Annotated in this window: 6 protein-coding genes and 1 pseudogene; 2 read left to right on the forward strand and 5 right to left on the reverse strand. The window is 59.7% G+C overall.

Features of this window, described 5'->3' with window-relative positions:
• The first annotated feature begins 9 nt into the window (after positions 1 to 9).
• Positions 10 to 1,098, forward strand: coding sequence for an AAA family ATPase (locus ACOTXI_RS18575; RefSeq protein WP_047745852.1), 1,089 nt, complete (start codon positions 10 to 12; stop codon positions 1,096 to 1,098).
• A 56-nt stretch (positions 1,099 to 1,154) separates the two neighbouring features.
• On the opposite strand, the gene ACOTXI_RS18580 is transcribed toward ACOTXI_RS18575, so the two are convergent.
• On the reverse strand, positions 1,155 to 1,406 hold the full coding sequence (locus ACOTXI_RS18580; protein WP_058654769.1) for a hypothetical protein: 252 nt from the start codon (positions 1,404 to 1,406) through the stop codon (positions 1,155 to 1,157).
• A gap of 184 nt (positions 1,407 to 1,590) precedes the next feature.
• A complete protein-coding gene (locus ACOTXI_RS18585) occupies positions 1,591 to 1,941 on the reverse strand; it encodes a hypothetical protein (protein WP_058654770.1) in 351 nt (116 codons plus the stop codon).
• Between the two features lie 110 nt (positions 1,942 to 2,051).
• Between ACOTXI_RS18585 and ACOTXI_RS18590 the strand changes: the two are divergent.
• A pseudogene (locus ACOTXI_RS18590) lies at positions 2,052 to 2,199 on the forward strand (AAA family ATPase); the annotation flags it as partial.
• A 38-nt stretch (positions 2,200 to 2,237) separates the two neighbouring features.
• Here ACOTXI_RS18590 and ACOTXI_RS18595 read toward each other — a convergent pair.
• The 3 genes from ACOTXI_RS18595 to ACOTXI_RS18605 are packed head-to-tail and all read right to left on the reverse strand — an operon-like array spanning position 2,238 to position 16,508.
• On the reverse strand, positions 2,238 to 2,693 hold the full coding sequence (locus tag ACOTXI_RS18595; RefSeq protein WP_039267095.1) for a hypothetical protein: 456 nt from the start codon (positions 2,691 to 2,693) through the stop codon (positions 2,238 to 2,240).
• A 4-nt stretch (positions 2,694 to 2,697) separates the two neighbouring features.
• Positions 2,698 to 14,796, reverse strand: coding sequence for a contact-dependent inhibition toxin CdiA (cdiA, locus tag ACOTXI_RS18600; RefSeq protein ID WP_139156393.1), 12,099 nt, complete (start codon positions 14,794 to 14,796; stop codon positions 2,698 to 2,700).
• 14 nt (positions 14,797 to 14,810) lie between these two features.
• On the reverse strand, positions 14,811 to 16,508 hold the full coding sequence (locus ACOTXI_RS18605; protein WP_008500124.1) for a ShlB/FhaC/HecB family hemolysin secretion/activation protein: 1,698 nt from the start codon (positions 16,506 to 16,508) through the stop codon (positions 14,811 to 14,813).
• Between the last annotated feature and the right edge of the window lie 253 nt (positions 16,509 to 16,761).

A 16,761-nucleotide genomic window follows, 5' to 3' on the forward strand; every position in this document is an offset into this window, starting at 1 on the left:
GGCCTGCCTGTGATCCACACCCTGCACATTCAAAACTACCGCTCCATCCGCGAGATGTCGCTGGAGCTGGAGCAGCTCAATATCGTCTTTGGGCCGAACGGTACCGGAAAATCCAATATCTACAAGGCGATACACCTGATGCACAGCGCCGCGCAAGGGCAGTTTTCCCAGGCGCTGGCGAACGAGGGCGGCATTCTGAAGGTGTTCTGGGCAGGTAAAACCCGTAGCGACCAGCTGCGGCGGATGAACCTCGCGGTGGAAACAGAGAGCTACGAATACGAGCTGCAGGTCGGGTTTGTGGAGAAGCTGCCCTATCCCTCGCAGTTTCAGCTCGATCCGGTGATCAAAGAAGAATCTCTCTGGCTGAGCGGCCAGCACCGCCGCCCCTCGTCGCAGCTGATGAAGCGTAAGAACCAGGCGGTGTTTCTGAACAACGTGCATCACGAGAAGGTGACCCACAGCGGCACGCTGTACGAGAACGAATCGGTATTCGGACAGCTCGGCGAACCACATCTTTACCCGGAAGTGTCGCAGATGCGCGAGTCCCTGCGTAACTGGCGCTTTTATCATGAGTTTTCTGTATCAATCGGCTCGGCGATGCGCGCCCCGCAGGTCGGTTTTCGCTCCCCGGTGCTGGCCAGCGACGGCGCCAACCTGGCGGCCGCGTTTCAGACCATCGTCGAGATTGGTGACGAGCTGCTGCTGATGCGCATCCTCGATCAGGCCTTCCCCGGCTGCGTGTTTTACAGCGACAACACCGGCGGACGTTTTCGCATGATGATGCAGCGCGAGGGGCTGAGCAGACCGCTGGAACCGGCGGAGTTCTCCGACGGCACCCTGCGCTTTCTGTGCCTGGCGGTAGCGCTGCTCAGCCCGCGCCCACCGGCGTTTATCGCGTTGAACGAACCGGAAAACAGCCTGCACCCACAGATGTTGCCCGCCCTGGCGAGCTTAATCGCCGAGGCCAGCCGCTACTCGCAGATCTGGCTCACCAGCCACTCGCCGGAGCTGGCGACGTTGATTGAGAAGCAGCGATCGTTTTCGCTGTATCAGCTGTCGATGACGGAGGGGGAGACACGGGTGGAGAGGCTGGGGTAAGCCGCATTCTCTTCCTTAGAAGCCCAACAAAAAGAAACACAGTCCCAAACTCGACATTACTCCGGGGGCTTCTTTCGTATCTTGCGCTCATCGAGTAAGGCATATAGCCACGATCTGACGCCTGCCGCGGTTGCTGCAATAGCGCTTACAACGACAACCTGCTTAATATCTGACCGGTCAAAAACATCGTCATGGCTGATGATGAATTTAACGACAATCAGGGCCAGAGAGAAAAACGCCAGGCAGCAAACAAACAGGTAGGCAATGCTGAACAATAACCTGGCGAGAGTAGGTTTATTTTTTGTCATTTTGTTCACATCATCTTTATCGGCATTATCGAAAACGCCCTTCTCAGAGAACCAAAAATATCATCAATATATACCTTTCCTGAGTCTGGTACAGGGCTAAACAGTGGTTGATATGAAAGGCCTGCAAATGTACGAACAGGGCTATAATTTTTATCTTTCCGATAGCAGTGTGTGGTTAATGAATTTAAGTTCTCTGCCCTGATTTATACACAGCAGATTCATTCTCTGCAGCTGCAAAACACGCGCTAAAGTTAGCTACTGCATCATGGTCCGCCCACCCCGGTGATGCAAAAGCATGAACATAGTAAACGTTAGGATCGCCTGATGTAGAGTGGCCGTCAAAACAAGCAACATCGTCAGAGTCACTCTTTTTTGCAAACGGTATCAAATTTCGTTCCGGGTATTGCTTTTTAATTTCATCAAACCACTGCTGAGAATATCCCTCGAACTCGCACAGGAACCACCAAGGTTCCAGATCAATAAGATAGTCTTCATCTATAACATTCAGAAAGCTCTGTGGATACTGAAACCCCATGACAAACTCTTTATTCGACCAGTGGTCGCCTCACCCGTGTTGTTGGTGCTAACCTCTTTTTAGGTCGTAGAAATAGAATATTTCAGCCACTTTTAGTTTATCAATTGAATATCGCGTTGAACGAACCAGAAAACAGCCTGCCCCCGCAGATGCTGCCCGCCCTCGCGAGCTTAATCGCCGAGACCCGCCTCTACTCGCAGATCTGCCTTACCAGCTTCGATGGCGGAGGGGGAGACGCGGGTGGAGAGGCTGGGGTAGTCTCAATGGGCACGGAGGCTGTTTTTTCGCATCTCGCTTCAGTGAAGCATGCCAATAAAGAACCCCAGATACCCGGCCCTGCTTAACCATATAAAGGGGCTGGTAAGGCCGGATCGCCGGATATTAATCAACTCTCTCATGGGGGCCAGGCCATCATTTTTGATAACGACATTTTTTGCACAATAGCGGCAATGCATAATCAGAAATAAAATTCCGGCGATCGCAAAACCAAAATAACTTTCGCGACTTCCCCAAAAATGAGTGCTTAATTTTAAATAAGTTAATCCCCAGATACTGACTAGAAAGACGATAAATGAACATGCCGCGATGTTCATGTCTCGCTTACTACCCAGACCAAAAAAGAGCGCATCAAAGAAAAACATCGTGGTAAGAGGTGACTGAACGCTTCTTCCCGTCACTTTACTAAAACGGACAAACACGACAGTTCCGATGAAAAATGCGAAAAGCGCAATTCCTAATAGAAGATAAATCATTTAATTAATCCTTTTTGAAGGGCCAAGATACGAGTTCGGTACTGCCAGCGCCATCGATCTCCGGCAGGTTGTTATGATTTTCACTTTGTCGGATACTGGCACCAATGCCTCCGCCAATTCTAAAAGCACCACCAACACCATCTTTACCTACAGATCCTTCAATTGAAAAAATACCAGCGGATATGGAACCGGAATAATCATAAGCCGGATTGAAATCCTTAATTGGATAAGGCCCGAAAGTTAATCCAGCCGACGCATCCGCGCGCCAGCCAAACACCTTTGTTATCCCGCCATTAATTGCGAATTTATCTTCTGAAAGGACCCCCTCCAGATAGCCCCCGCCGACATAACCAACAGCCACCTGACCTTTTACATCACCATGGATTTTTGCCGTATCCCCTACTGATGGACCAATATGAGAGTCTGTAATAGCCTTGTTAATTTTGTCGGGAGATACACCTTTACCGCCGAGATCGAAAGCCAGTGAAGCATCCTGTTGCGTTGCTGGAGGCACTAATCCACCCCAGTTTGAGGTAGCATTATTCTCAGCTGCGTTCTTTCCTCCTTGCGCCCCAGCAGCCGCCGAAGCCGTACTCCCTCCCGCCAACCCACCAGCCACCCCCGCCGATACAGAAGCCAGCGTAACGATCGTCTGCTTTTGATCTTCACTCAGTTTCGACAGGTCTTTCACCTCCGGATAGAGCAGGCTGGCTATCGCATGCGCAGCCAGCTCGCCCGTTGCCGCCCCCGCAGCTCCCGCAGCGGCGCTGTTACCCTGAAGAACCGCCACCGCGCCGCCCAGAATAGCGTGCGCAACGGTATTGACGGTAGGATCGCCTTCGGTTGATTTAAGCAGATGCGCCAGCTCAGGCGCCGACGCGCCTGCCAACGCACCCGCAATATTACCGCCCGCCAGTCCCTGAAGTGCCGCCGTTGCCGCCTGAATACCGCGCTGAATATCGCTGCCAGTACCGTACTTCTCCATTGCCGTCTGGCCAGCCTGATTCACGATTTGCTTATCACTTGGGTTAGCATTACCTTCCGATTTCAGCTTCTCTTTGGCCGCCTTCAGCGCCTCTGGATCGGTCATGGCATTCCGTGCCGCTATCTCTCCCTGCGTCCGCGCGATATCCGCAGCCTGGCTGCCGATATCACTGATAAGCCCGACCGCTTTCAGGCGATTTTGCTCTTTCTCCTTGTCGAAGATTGGGCTGATGCTATCGTTGGCATGTTCGGTATCGCGGCTCAGGTTTGCCACATCCTGCTTCTGATTATCCCGATCGCGAACGATAATGGTGCCGTCTGCCACCGCCGCTTGGGTGGTACCTTCCGCATGGCCGCTGTGGCTTGCGCCTGAAATCATGCCGCCCGGCATTTTGCCTTTAAAGGTATCGCCAAAACTGCCACTCCCACTCAGGCTCACACCCGTTTGGCTGACCTTATAATCCGCCTCGTTGTGAAGGTCGCTAAAGCCCAGCGTTCCCGTGTCTAACGAATTTTTGTCAGCCGTCGCCGTGGAGGCAATAACCGCGCCATCCAGTTGCGTGTGACGGCCAACCGTGACGTCAAATCCACCATTACCGGCAAACAACCCCGTCTGCTCTTGAACGGAGTCGTACGTGCTCTTCATCTTATCCTGACTGGCACTGATGTAACCGGAGCCAGTCATACTTCCGAACGTGAAGCTGCCGCCCGCCGCTACGCTGGTCTGCTTAGATTTGTAATCATTATTGTCCTGCTGACTACTCATCAAAAGATCGCGGCCAATATCAGCGACAATCTTCTCACCGTTGACCTGCGCCCCGTTCAGAATGGCATCTCTACCGCTGGTCATGGAGACCGTGCCGCCGCTGTCCAGCGTGGTTTCGGTCCAGGCGGTGCCGTTACCTTTTTCATTACCTTTAGACGCATTCACATTGGCGAAAACACTGATCCCCATCCCGCCGCTGCCGCCCCCAATACTTACGCCCACACCACCACCGCTGCTGCTGTTTTTGCCGGTGGTTTTCTGCGTGTTGGCCGCTCCCGTCAGCAGGATGTCGTTTTCAGCATTCAGCGTGGCGTCACCGCCCGCTTTCAGCTGGCTACCGCCGATCAGGATATCGCCGCTATTCGTACTCTTACCTTTGCCCGTGGCGGTAATAGAAAGATCGTTTCCGGCATTGATTGTGCTGCCCGCTACCGTGTCGCTATCGGCATGCTGCTGAGATTTCGATTTCTGGCTAGTCAGAGAGAGGCTGACACCAAATCCGTTCGCCGGATCGCCAGTCTGCTGGGCAACAACCGCTCCCTGTGCCGCCTGTACGCCCGAGAGTGTCGCTTTCGTTGCCTGCAGGGCAGCCAGACGTCCATCACTTTCTTTAGACGCCTCCTGTGCAGTGGTAACAGCGCTGTTGATTGCGCCACCCACTACGCCAGACAGAGCCACCGTAAGGCCACTGGATTTTTGTTCAAACTTCTCATCGCGGGCGCGTTTGTCATGACCCGGCTCGATCGTCACGCTGTCGCCAGTGAGCGCCATATTTTTGCCAGCCACCAGGTCCGCGCCGCCGACACGCAGCTGATTACCGGCGGCAATATCAACGCTCCCCCCCGTCGAGCCCACCGTACTGAAGCTCTGACTCTGGGTAGTGCCTTTCTCACGGAGATCGTGCGTGCTTTTGCTGCTGCCGATGGTGAAGCCAATCCCGCCCGAGCCCATCAGGCCGGATTTTTTCTCTTCCTTAAAGCGCCAGGAGGTGTCGCTGTTCGTCGCCGCCACGATATCGACGTTGTTGCCCGCCTTAAGCTTCACGTCGCCGTCGCCCGCCACGGCGGATCCGTTCACCAGCAGGTTGTTGCCCGCAACGACCTGCACGTTATCGCCACTCAGCAATGAGCCGGATTCACGCGTCGCGCTGTTCTCCTCGATGGTGTGGGTGGTTTTCTTGCTCAGGAACCCTTTTTTGGTTTTGGTCTGCTCTTTGTAGTGATAATCGCTTTCGGTTGCGGTATTGAGATTGACGTCGCGGCCTGCCGCCACGCCGATATCGCCCTTCGCCGTTACCTGCGCGGCTTCGGCGGTGACATCGCGCCCCGCGAGGATCTGGGTATTCGCCCCGCTGGCGATCTCGGTTCCCTGCTGGCGTACCGATTCGTTGATGACGGTTTTCTTGCCTGACTTATAGCTATCGCCCTGCGTGGTCTCTTCCGCAGCCAGATTCACGTCGCGACCCGCCTGCAGCCCGACGCTTTTCTCCGCCGCCAGCGCGGCGGCCTGCGCGTTGATATCCTGCCCGGCCTTCAGGACCAGGTTATCGCCTGCGGAAATCGTGGTGCGGTCGAGCCCGGTGCTGTGGGACTCGCTTTTACCTTTACGGCTGCTTTCGCTGGTCTGTGCCGCGTTCAGATTGAGATCGTTGCCCGCGCTCAGCCCCGCGCTGCCGCCCGCCTTCACGTCGCTGGCGGTCACGTCAAGGTTGTGCCCGGCGTTCACCAGCAGGTTGCCGCCCGCGGTGACGTTACTGCCCTGATACGTGACGGACGAACGGCTGGTTTTCGCCCGGCTGGAGCTGAATGCGTCGTTGATCTGATTCGCGTTGACGGCAATATCGCCCCACGCGTTCAGCAGCATATCGCCGCCGGAGGCCAGGTTCGCCCCGGTGACGGTAATGTTTTTCCCCGCCTCAAGCGACAGGCCATCCTGCGCGGTAATCGACGCCGTGTTGCCCAGCAGGGTGTCTTTCAGGCCGATCTTGCCGTACTTCCCTCCGGCGTTGATATCAATCTGCTCAACCTGGGTCAGGTTGTTGATGCTGCCGTCCAGGCTCTCCAGCGCGACCGTTTTGCCGCTGATGGTGGAGCTGATGTTATTGATATCGCCGATGGCGCTCAGGTTGAGGTCGCCGCCCGCTTTCATCAGGCCGTTGTTGAGGTTGCTGATGCTGTTCTGGCTGTCGAGCGTCAGGCTGTTTTTCGCCAGCAGCGAGCTGCCGCTGTTGGTGATGTCGCCGCCCTTCAGGGTGACGTTGTTGCCCGCGATTACGCTGCCGTTATTGACGGTGACGTCCTTCGGCGACAGGTAGAGTTTCGGTACCATCACGGTTTCGCCGTTAACGGTGGCTTTCTCCCACCACAGCAGGCTGTGGTCGAGCGCGGCAATCTGATCGGCGGTCAGCGAGACGCCAAACTGCAGGCCCAGCGACTGCTGCGCCGCCGCGGCGTTGTCCATCAGATAGCGCATCTGATCCAGATCGGAGCCGATGCCGTTCAGGTAGCGGTTACCGGTCTGGTTGAGCACCACGTTGGAGACATAGCGGGTATCGAACGCTGCATCGCCGAGGAAGCGGTAGTCGTAATCCGGGTTCAGGTTGAGGCGGCCGAGCATATAGGACGAGCCGAGGAACTGCTTCTCGTCGGTAAACGCCAGCCGCGTCTCCTGCGGTGCCGTGGACGACGGTTTGACCCCGAGCATTGCGTTCAGGTCGGCAAACAGGGCGGGATCAAGCTGTCCGAGACCGTTCAGTTTCGGGTTGATGCTGATCAGGTACGGGCTTTTCGGGTTGTCGGAGAAGACAAAATAGCCGTTGTTGCCCGACGGAAGCGGGTAAGCGCTGGTATCGACGCGCTGGCCCTGGTAATGCCCGACGGCGCCGCCCTGAGCGGTTCTGAGATCGGCGGTGGTGACCCCGGCGTTCGCCAGTGCGCCCAGCTGGCCGAGGTTCGCGTTGCCTTTCTGCGTGGTGCCAATGTTGCTGAGAGACGTGCCGGACGCGCCGCCGTTTTCCAGCGCGCCGCCGCCGTTAAGCTGCTGCAGCGCACCCTGGAGCTGATCGTTCCACTGCGGCGAGTTCACCGCCACGGTGCCGGTCGTGTTCAGCCCCTGTTTTTGTACGCCGCTGCCGACGCTCTGGTTGCTGAGGGTGTTCAGCGACGGCGTGGAGATAACGTTGCTGACGCCGCCCGCGTTCGCAGTGGTATTGGTGTTGCTGATGTTACTGGTGAAGTTTGCGGTGACGTTACCGCCCGCCTGGATGACGGCGCGGTAGAGTTCACCCGGTTGGAATTCTGTTTCATGCCCAACCAGATTGTACTCAATAGTATCATTCTGGAATTTGATATTCTTACTACCAGCCACGCCTAACTTACTTGTTGCGTAACCAACAGACGCAGATAACGGTTTATATTCATAAATCAGGTAATCAACCTCACTACCTGCCTGCCAGCTCTGGTTATTTAATTGATTTCCAGACAGGTGAATATCACCGTTTGCCAATATATTGCTGGCATTATTATCAAGTCTGGAAGCCTGAATAGTCAGGTCACTACCTGAAGAGATACGCCCTGATGGAGAATCGCCCCCTGTGATAACAGTTGTGCTGTATCTTCCGGAAAAACGCTGCCTGACTGTATTTTTAAAAGGAGCCAGATAATAGTATGTGGAGCGATGGATATTACATGCACTATTAGCTCCACAGTTACCAGCACCCGGACCAGTAATGACTTCTCGCGAATAAAAACCATAACTTCCATTTGGCAGAGCCGTAACAGGCACATCTATTGTTGACTCACCTGTCATCCAGTCATCAACTGGTTGTACCTGACTCTGAGTTGAAGCTTTAAGCCCTTCCCGTTCATTTCGTAAGTTGATGGTTTTAATATTAAGACTTCCACCCTGCGTCTCAATATTCCCAGACGTGTTCACCACCTGGCTGTTCGCATTCCCTGCCGCATCCCGCTGCATCCACAGGTTGTTTCCCGCCATGATGTCGCCGCGCTGGTTGGTGATGCTGTCGGCAAACAGCGCCAGGTTATTCGCCGCGTACAGCAGCGCGGTGTTGACGATGGCGCCCGGCGCGCTCAGGGTCAGCGAGCCGCGCGTGCCGGTGAAGCCGTCCACGGTAATGTTGCTCCGGCTGGCCACGGTGATGTCACCTCCGCCCTGCACCGAGCCCGCGGCGTTCAGCGCCACGCTGCTTCCGGAGAGCGTACTCGCGCCGCCGCCGGTGGTGATTTGTCCGTTGTTGCTGAGCTGCCCGCCCGCGTTCAGGTTGACCGCCTGCCCCTGCAGCACGCTGCGGTTATCAATGTCGCCGCCGCTGTTGATGGTGAGGGTTCTGCCTGCCGCCACGGCGGTTCTGCTGGTAAACGCGTTCGTCAACTGCAGCGTTAAGTCCCCCAGGGACACCAGCTGGCCGGTAAGGTCCAGCCCCCGGCTCTGCAGCCACAGGTTGCCGCCGCTCAGCAGCTTGCCGCCCGCGCTCTGGGTTACCTGGTCCGCGCCAATATTCAGCTGCGTGTTGCCGAGCAGCGTGCCGCTGTTGTTCAGCTGGCTGTAGTTAACCGTCAGCTGTCCCGCCTGGGTGGTGCCCTGGCTGGCGAAATTGGTGCCGGTCAGGGTGGCGCGATCGGCCACCCACGTGCCGCCGTTGGTGGCGTTTGCCGCATTGAGTATCAGGTCGGTGGCCTGCAGCCAGCCGGTGCCGGTGAACTGCGGCGTGCCGAGCGTCAGGCGCGCGCCGGAGAGCAGCCTGCCGTCGTTACGCGCCTGCGAGGAGGCGGTCACGCGCGTCTCGCCGCCGCCCTGGATCAGGCCGTAGTTAAACAACGCGGGCGTGGTCAGCGTCAGCGCATCGCGGCTGACGATTTCGCCTCCGCTGTTGTTGGTCAGCGTCCCGCTGAGGGCCAGCGTCGCGCCGTTATCGCCCTGCAGACGTCCGTTGTTGGTGAGCGCCCCGGTGGTGATGCCGAGCGTGCCCCCCTGCATTTTGCCGTCGCTGGTGACGGAGGCCGCCGTGACGTTCAGCGCCCCGCCGGACAGCAGGGTGCCGCCAGACTGCTGGCTGACCGCGCCGGTCTGGCTGAGGGTCAGGCCATTCACGCCGCTGATGGCGCCGCTGTTGCTGAGCGCGCCGCCCGTCAGCGTCAGGTTTTTCGCCGCCCACTGGCCCTGGTTCGCCAGCGTCGCGGCCTGCAGCGTCGCCGCACCCAGCGCGGTGATCCTGCTGCCTGCGGTTCCGGTGAGCGTGTCGGCCAGCGTCATCTGCAGCGCACCGGCGCTCTGCACCGCGCCGCTGTTGGTGAGCGACCGGGCGTTAAGCAGGATGTTCTGTGCCTGCCAGCTGCCGGCGTTGGTCACTGCCCCGGACGCAATCGTCAGCGCGCCCTGGGTAAGAAGCTTGCCGCCTGCGCCGTTGATCAGCTCCTGCTGCGGCGCGGCCATCGCCATGCGTGCCATCAGCCGCTGCTGCCCCTGAACGGTCAGGCTCTGCAGACCGGTTAAGGTGCCCTGGTTGTTAATGCTGTTCTGATGCAGCGCGAGGGTGTTCCCCTGCACGGTGCCGCTGTTTTTAAGCGTGCTGCCGCCGAGCGTCACATCGCCCTCGCTGAGGAGCTGCCCGCGGTTATCCAGCGTCTGTGCGGTGATATCCGCCCGGCCCTGGCTCATCAGCGAGCCGGTTGAGGTCAGCGTGCCGCCGGTCGTGGCCGTCAGCGGTCCCTGGCTGAGCAGAGACCCGCCGTGCGTCCAGTCGCTGGCGCGGATGTCCGCGCCGTTCCCCTGCAGCGTGCCCTGCGTGGTCAGCTGGCCTGCATCCAGCGTCAGCATGCCGCCGGAGAGGGTGCGCGAGGTCGCGCCCGTGGTCAGCGTGGTGCCGGTGAGCGCCAGGCCGTTCGTTCCCTGCATCAGCCCGCCGTTGTTCATATCGCGGGCGGTGAGGGACAGCGTACCGCCCGTGATGCGCCCCGGGTTCGCCAGGGTATCCGCGGTGAAGGCGGTCGCGCCGCCGCTCTGCAGCAGCCCGGTATTCGTTAACGCCCCGCTGAGCGTGCCGCTGAGTCCCGTCTGCCCGTTCACCGTGCCGCTGTTGGTGAGGGTGGTGCCGGTCATGCCCAGCGTGGCGCCCTGCAGCGTACCGGCGTTCGTCAGCTGTCCGCCCGCCAGCGTGAAGCCGCCGCCGGAGAGCCATTTACCGTTCAGCTCGTTGATAAAGCGGTCGGCGGTGGCGTTAACCGCGTTGCTGCCCTGCATCAGGCCGCTGTTGCGCAGCTCAGTACCGCCTGCTGTCAGCGTTTTGCCCGCCACCGTGCCGCTGCTGGTCAGCGTCGTCGCGTTAAGCACGGCATCGTCGGTAGCAATGATGTTCCCCGTGTTGGTCAGGGCATTGCTCATGCCCAAATCCAGGCTCTGCGCCTGAATATCGCCCCGGTTCGTCAGGTCGCTGCCCCGCAGGGTGAACCCGCCCTTCACCAGCAGCAGGCCGGCGTTATCGAGCGTGTCGAGGGATAAGTCCAGAGGACTGCCGCTCACCAGCTGCCCGGTGGCGCCGTTGCTCAGCGCGCGGGTGGTCAGCGCCAGCGTGTCGTTGCCCTGAAGGATCCCGGTGTTGTTCAGCTGCGCAGCCTTCACCGTGAGGGCTTTCCCGGCCAGCTGGCCGTCGTTGAACAGCTGCGCCGCCGTCAGCGTGAAGAGATTCTGGCTGAGCAGGGCGCCCGTGTTATCTAGCCTGCCGGTCGTGGAAAGGGTCAGGGCATCCAGCGTCTGAACGCTGCCCTTGTTATTCAGGCTCCTGGCGTCAAGCGTCGCGCTGCGCCCCTGAAGGCTGCCCGCGTTGCTGAGGGTTTGTCCGCTCAGCGTCAGGGTCTCGCCGCCCGTCACCTGCCCCTGAGGCTGGTTCGTGAAGGTGTTCCCGGACCAGGCCAGCGTGCTGCTGCCCTGAAGCAGGCCGCTGTTCTGCAGGTCGCCCCGCAGGGTCAGCACTTTCGCCAGCAGCTGGCCCCGGTTATCGGTCCTGTCGGCCTGGACGTCCAGCGCCTGCTGGCTGAGCACCTTACCGCTGTTGGTCAGCGTGCCGGTCACCGCCGCCGTCACGCCCGCTTCCCCCAGCGCGTTGCCGGCGTTCATCCACTCACCGGTGGCGAGGTTCAGGGTGTTGCCCTGCAGCAGCCCGGCGTTGTTCAGGGTGGTGTGGTGCAGGTCGAGCGCGCCGCCGGAGAGCAGCATGCCCGCCTGCTGGTTGCTGAGCTGTGCCCCGGTCGCCGTGAGGGAGTGTGTCCCCTGCAGCGTGCCGCCGTTGGTCATCGACGCGCTGTTAAACTGCGCGTCGGTACCGGCCATCAGCCCGCTGTTCGTCAGGCTGGCGGTGGTCAGCGTCAGGCCGTTCCGGGCAATCACCCGCCCGTCGGCATCGTTGCTGGCCTGTCGGGTCAGGTTCAGCAGCAGCGCGGTGGCGCTGAGCTCGCCGCTGTTGGCCAGCGTGTCGCCGCCGAGCGTCAGCGTTCCGCTGCTGCGCAGCGCGCCACGGTTAGTGAGGTCTGCCACGCCGAGCGTCAGCGCCGAGTCCCCCTCGACGGAGCCCTGGTTTTGCAGGCTGTCCGCCGTGATGTGCAGGTCGCTGGCCGCAATATTGCCCGCGTTAGCAAACGCAGTGCCGTTCAGGGTGAGCCGATCGTCCGCCAGCAGGCGTCCGGTATCGGTGTTGGTCAGGCTGAGGTAGTCGCTGCTCAGGCTGACGCCGTTGATTTCACCCTGGTTTGTCAGCGTGTCGCCCCGGAGGCGCAATGTGCCGTCAGTGGTGATAAGCCCGCTGTTAGACAGCACCGGAACGTTCAGCGTTAAATCCTTCGTGCTGTAGACCGATCCGCCCGCGAGGTTTGTGAGTGACCCGGTCTTCAGGCCGAGCAGGGTGGTCCCCTGCAGCAGTCCGCTGTTCTCCACCGAGGCAGCGTCCAGCGCCAGCGTACCGGCAACCAGCGTACCGCTGCTGGTGATGCGGTCAGGAGCCGTCAGGGTCATGCGATCCGCTTTTGCGACGCCGGACTGGAGGATGTTCTGTCCGCTGAGCGCGATGGCGCTGGCGGTAAGCTCTCCGCCGCTGGTCAGGTCGCCGGTTGCGTTAAAACTCAGCGCGTTACCGGTGGATTTCCCGGCGTGCGCAATCGTGCCCGCCGTCACCGACAGAGCACCCTTCGCCGCCTGCGTGCCGTTCAGCGCGGCATTCTGCGCCTGCAGGGTAAGCCCCTGCCCGCTCTGCAGATGCGCATCCCGGCCGGTGGTCAGGTCGCCGGTGCTGACGGTTAAGGCCCCCGCCGCGTCCGTCTGCCCGTTCAGGCTGGCGCTGCGGGTCGCGGAAATCTGTACATTGCCCTGGCTGGTGGTGCGGGACGCCTGACCGCTGGTCAGGGTGCCGGCCTGCGCCGTCAGCGCTGTCGCGCCGGACAGGGTGCCGTTCTGTTCAAGCGTGTCTGCCGTCACGCTCATCGCGCCGTCAGCCAGCAGGCTGCCGCTGTTACGCAGGGTCTGCTGCGCCGTGACGTTCGCATTGCCTTTCGCGCTCAGCGTGCCCCGCTGCTCCAGGGTATCAACGCTCAGCGCCAGGTTGCCTGCGCTCTGCAGGGTACCGCTGTTAGTGACCGTCTGCCCCTTCAGGGTGACGTCGTTACCCTGCACCGTGCCGCCGTTTGTCAGCACTCCTGCGTTCACGTCAAGGTGGCCTTTCGCCGCCAGCTGGCCGCTGGTGGATACCCTGTCGCCGGAGAGGGCAATGTCGCGCCCCGCATTCACCTGCCCCTGATTACTGACGGCGCTGCCCGTCAGGCGGACATCGCCCGTGGCATCGGCCCGGCTCTGGCCGTCCATCACCAGCTGTCCGCCGCTCAGGGCCAGATTCTCTCCTGCCGAGACCGCGCTGGCCGTGGATGACAGCGTGCCGCCGCTGCTGAGGGTCGCGCGGGTATCGCTACCGCTGCGGGTATTCGCCAACGTGATATCTTTCCCGGCCGCCACGCTGAGCGCGCCTTTGCTGGTGACGCTGCCGCCGCGCTGCGTCAGGCTGCCGTCGGTGGACAGCGTGGTGTCGGCCTGACCCGTCAGCGTCGCATCCGCAAGCGCCATTCCCTGTTTGCTCGTGACGGTTAGCGCCCCGCCCTGAGCCGACACGCCGCCGCCGTTGACGGTCAGGGTAGCTTTACTGTCCAGCGTCGCCGCGCCGCGGGAGACCAGGGAGGTATTGCTGAGCGTCATCCCCTGCCCGCTGCTCACCGACAGCGCGCCCGCGCTGTTTGTCCCGCCGCCCGTCGTCTGCACTTTCCCCGCAGCGGAAAGGCGCATATCGCCCTGGCTGGCGAGCGTGCTGTTATTGAGTTCCACATCCTGCGAGCTGGCCACATTCAGCGCGCCACCGGCCTGATGGCTGCCGTTGAGGGCCACTCCCGCGCCGTTCGCGGTAATCGATCCGCTGGCCAGGCTGTTCGTGACCGTCAGTTTCCCGCCCGCGTCCAGCTGAATGTCGCCCTGGCGCGCGGTGAGGTTGCCGAGGTTCACCCCCACGCCCGTCTCGCTGGAGACCAGGCGGATACGGTTCGCATACATCCCGCCGAGCGCGCCGGTATCCACGGCCACCACGGGCGCGGCACCCTCACCGGCAATCGGCCTGACGCTGCCGTCTGCGCCCACGCGGTTCGCTCCTGCCGTCACCTTCAGGTCGTTCGCATGAATCGCGGCGTTCACTTCCGTTGCGCGCGCAATAATCGACAGCGCGTCGCTCTTGCTGGCATCCAGCCCCTGGCCTTCAACCGTGATGGCGCCTTTCGTCACCTCCAGCGCCTGCAGGTTACCGCTGGCGTCGAACTGCGGTTTCCCCGTGGTCAGGGTGACGTTCGGGGTGTTGATAAATCCGCACCCGTTACAGGTAATGCCGTACGGGTTGGCCACCATAACGTTTGCTGCTTTACCGGCGACTTCCGTATAGCCCTGCAGCTGCGAGCGGCTGGCGCCCGTGACTTCGTTGATAATGCCTTTCGCTTCCCGCCCGGCCTGCAGGTTGGGGTTGTTCTGGATAAGCCCGCCCAGCTGGGTCTGGGTTAAACGGTCCGTGCCGTTGTTGAGGATAAGCCCCTCTTTGCCGACGTTATACTCACCGAACTGGTTATGCGAGATACCCGCCCCGTTAGGCGTGGCGATGTTGACGACCGGCACCCCGTTCCCCGCCCGATCGACCGTGGTCTGCCCGGTCGGCGTAAGCGCCGCCGCGACGGCAGGTGCCATCGGCTGCCAGACCATCAGGCCGCAGACAATCCAGCTGATCAGACGCTGCGAGAAACGAACGGGTGGGTGACGGGTATCCATAGTCGTAGAGTCTCTTAAAGCATGAAGGCAATGCGCCAGTTAACGCTCACATGATCCGGGCCGAGCCAGTCGGGGTAGTGCAGGGGCGTACCGACCGAAATCTGGCTGCTGTACCCGCGCCCTGCGCTGTTCAGTCCCACCGAAGCGCCCCACAACGTGCCGGAGGCAAAGCGGTCCTGACGGTCTTTTTCCAGCCAGCCGCCGTCAACGGCGACCGTTGCGCTCACCGCGCCAATCACCGGAAGGGTGAAGAGGGAATATCCCAGCTCGTTACGCCAGTAGCCGCCGTTGTCCCCGGACAGGTACTGCTCTTTAAAACCGCGCACGGAGCTTTCGCCGCCGAGCGTCAGGCGCTCGGAACCGTACAGCCGATCGGGCGACCACTGGCCGTAGGCGCTGGTCAGCCACCAGGCATTACGGGTAATCGGCCGCTGGAAGCTGGCGTTCAGACTCCATTTACGGAATTCCGCGCGCGGCATATCCCCGGACTTATCTTCGTCGGTTTCGGCATTGAACCACGGCATGCCGTGGCTCCAGGTCGGGTTGAAGGTCGCCACGCCGCCCAGCATTTTTTGCGTGTGCGTAATGCCCAGAATCAGGCTGGAGAGGTTGCGCGTGCTGCTCTGAAGCGGCGCGTCGTTGAGCCAGTTGCGGCTGGATCGCTGAACCACGCCTGCCGCAATGCCGGTTTTCACCTCCCCGTTGCGGAAGACCACCCAGGACGCGTTAAGGCGGTGGGTTTTGGTATCGCCCGTGGAGAGCCAGTTGAATCCCTGGTTACTGATGGTGGTCCGGTAGTTACTCCAGGCGTAGCTGTAGTCCAGTAATCCGTAGCCAAACGGCACGCTGACGCCCGCCTGGAAATTCTGCGCATCGTACGCGCTGGCAAAATCGCTGCTGCGCCCGCCGCTGACAAACCATTTATCCGCCAGCCCCAGCATATTATTCGCGGTGAGCACGCCGCTCAGCTGATCTTCGCCGGTACTCTTCTGCCCGCTATTATCCAGGCTTACCGATGCACTTAAGGGAAATTCCGGCTTTGCCGTAAGATTAACAATGGAATATCCGGCCTGCGTTCCCGGAAGAATTTCAATCTGAACCGGCTCGGCGCGCAAACGGTTAATTTGCTCCATGCCCTGTTCGATGTCGCGTAAATTAAGGATGCCGCCCACCCGCCCCGGAAACGCCATTTTCAGCATACGCGGCGTTTCGCCTTCCAGACGGATCGCTTCCAGTCTGCCTTCCAGCACAACAATATTCAGCTGGCCGCCGGAGAGATCCTGCTCGGTAAGAAAAGCGCGGCTGGTGATATATCCCCGGCTGATATACCAGTCAGAAATATGGGCGAGAAGCTCCGTTATTTTCGCCATATCCAGACAGCGGCCCTGCCACGGCGCGACAAGGGTCTGCCGGGTTTTCGGGGAGATTAAGGTCGCACCGGAAAGGGTAATGGTATGAATGGTGAAACAGGGTCCGGAGCCGGTAACCGGCAGCGGTCTGGCGGGCGCGGGGCGAGGAATACTCCGCTCCAGCTCCTCACGCTGTTGCTGGTTCTGTAATAAAAGCTGCTGCTGTTGCTGTTGAATGGAATCGCGATCGGCTGGCGATAAAGGTGCAGCACTCACCCTCGCTGAAAAAAGCGAAAACAATAAGATAGCAACGGCATAATTTACTAATGAAATTATTCTAATTTTTATTTCGGCGCTATTCATCCATGCCACAAAAATGTCCGCAATGATTATTTTTGTAATATAAGAGTTTTCTTAAAGCGAGTATATCTAATTTGAATTAGGGCTCCTAAAATTAATAGTTATTTCAGAAGAGTGAGAAGGATATTAAGAGAAAATAAGAAAGGATTTAAGGAAGGTGCGAACAAGTCCCTGATATGAGATCATGTTTGTCATCTGGAGCCATGGAACAGGGTTCATCATGAGTCATCAACTTACCTTCGCCGACAGTGAATTC

This window comes from Enterobacter cloacae complex sp. BZL2005, assembly GCF_049238885.1.
Classification (GTDB): Bacteria; Pseudomonadota; Gammaproteobacteria; order Enterobacterales; family Enterobacteriaceae; genus Enterobacter; species Enterobacter roggenkampii.

What these genes read in the sequence shown, in the direction of transcription:
- ACOTXI_RS18605 (WP_008500124.1), bottom strand. Translation starts at nt 16,508, where the DNA reads ATGAATAGCGCCGAAATAAAAATTAGAATAATTTCATTAGTAAATTAT.
- ACOTXI_RS18580 (WP_058654769.1), bottom strand. Translation starts at nt 1,406, where the DNA reads ATGACAAAAAATAAACCTACTCTCGCCAGGTTATTGTTCAGCATTGCC.
- cdiA (WP_139156393.1), bottom strand. Translation starts at nt 14,796, where the DNA reads ATGGATACCCGTCACCCACCCGTTCGTTTCTCGCAGCGTCTGATCAGC.
- ACOTXI_RS18595 (WP_039267095.1), bottom strand. Translation starts at nt 2,693, where the DNA reads ATGATTTATCTTCTATTAGGAATTGCGCTTTTCGCATTTTTCATCGGA.
- ACOTXI_RS18585 (WP_058654770.1), bottom strand. Translation starts at nt 1,941, where the DNA reads ATGGGGTTTCAGTATCCACAGAGCTTTCTGAATGTTATAGATGAAGAC.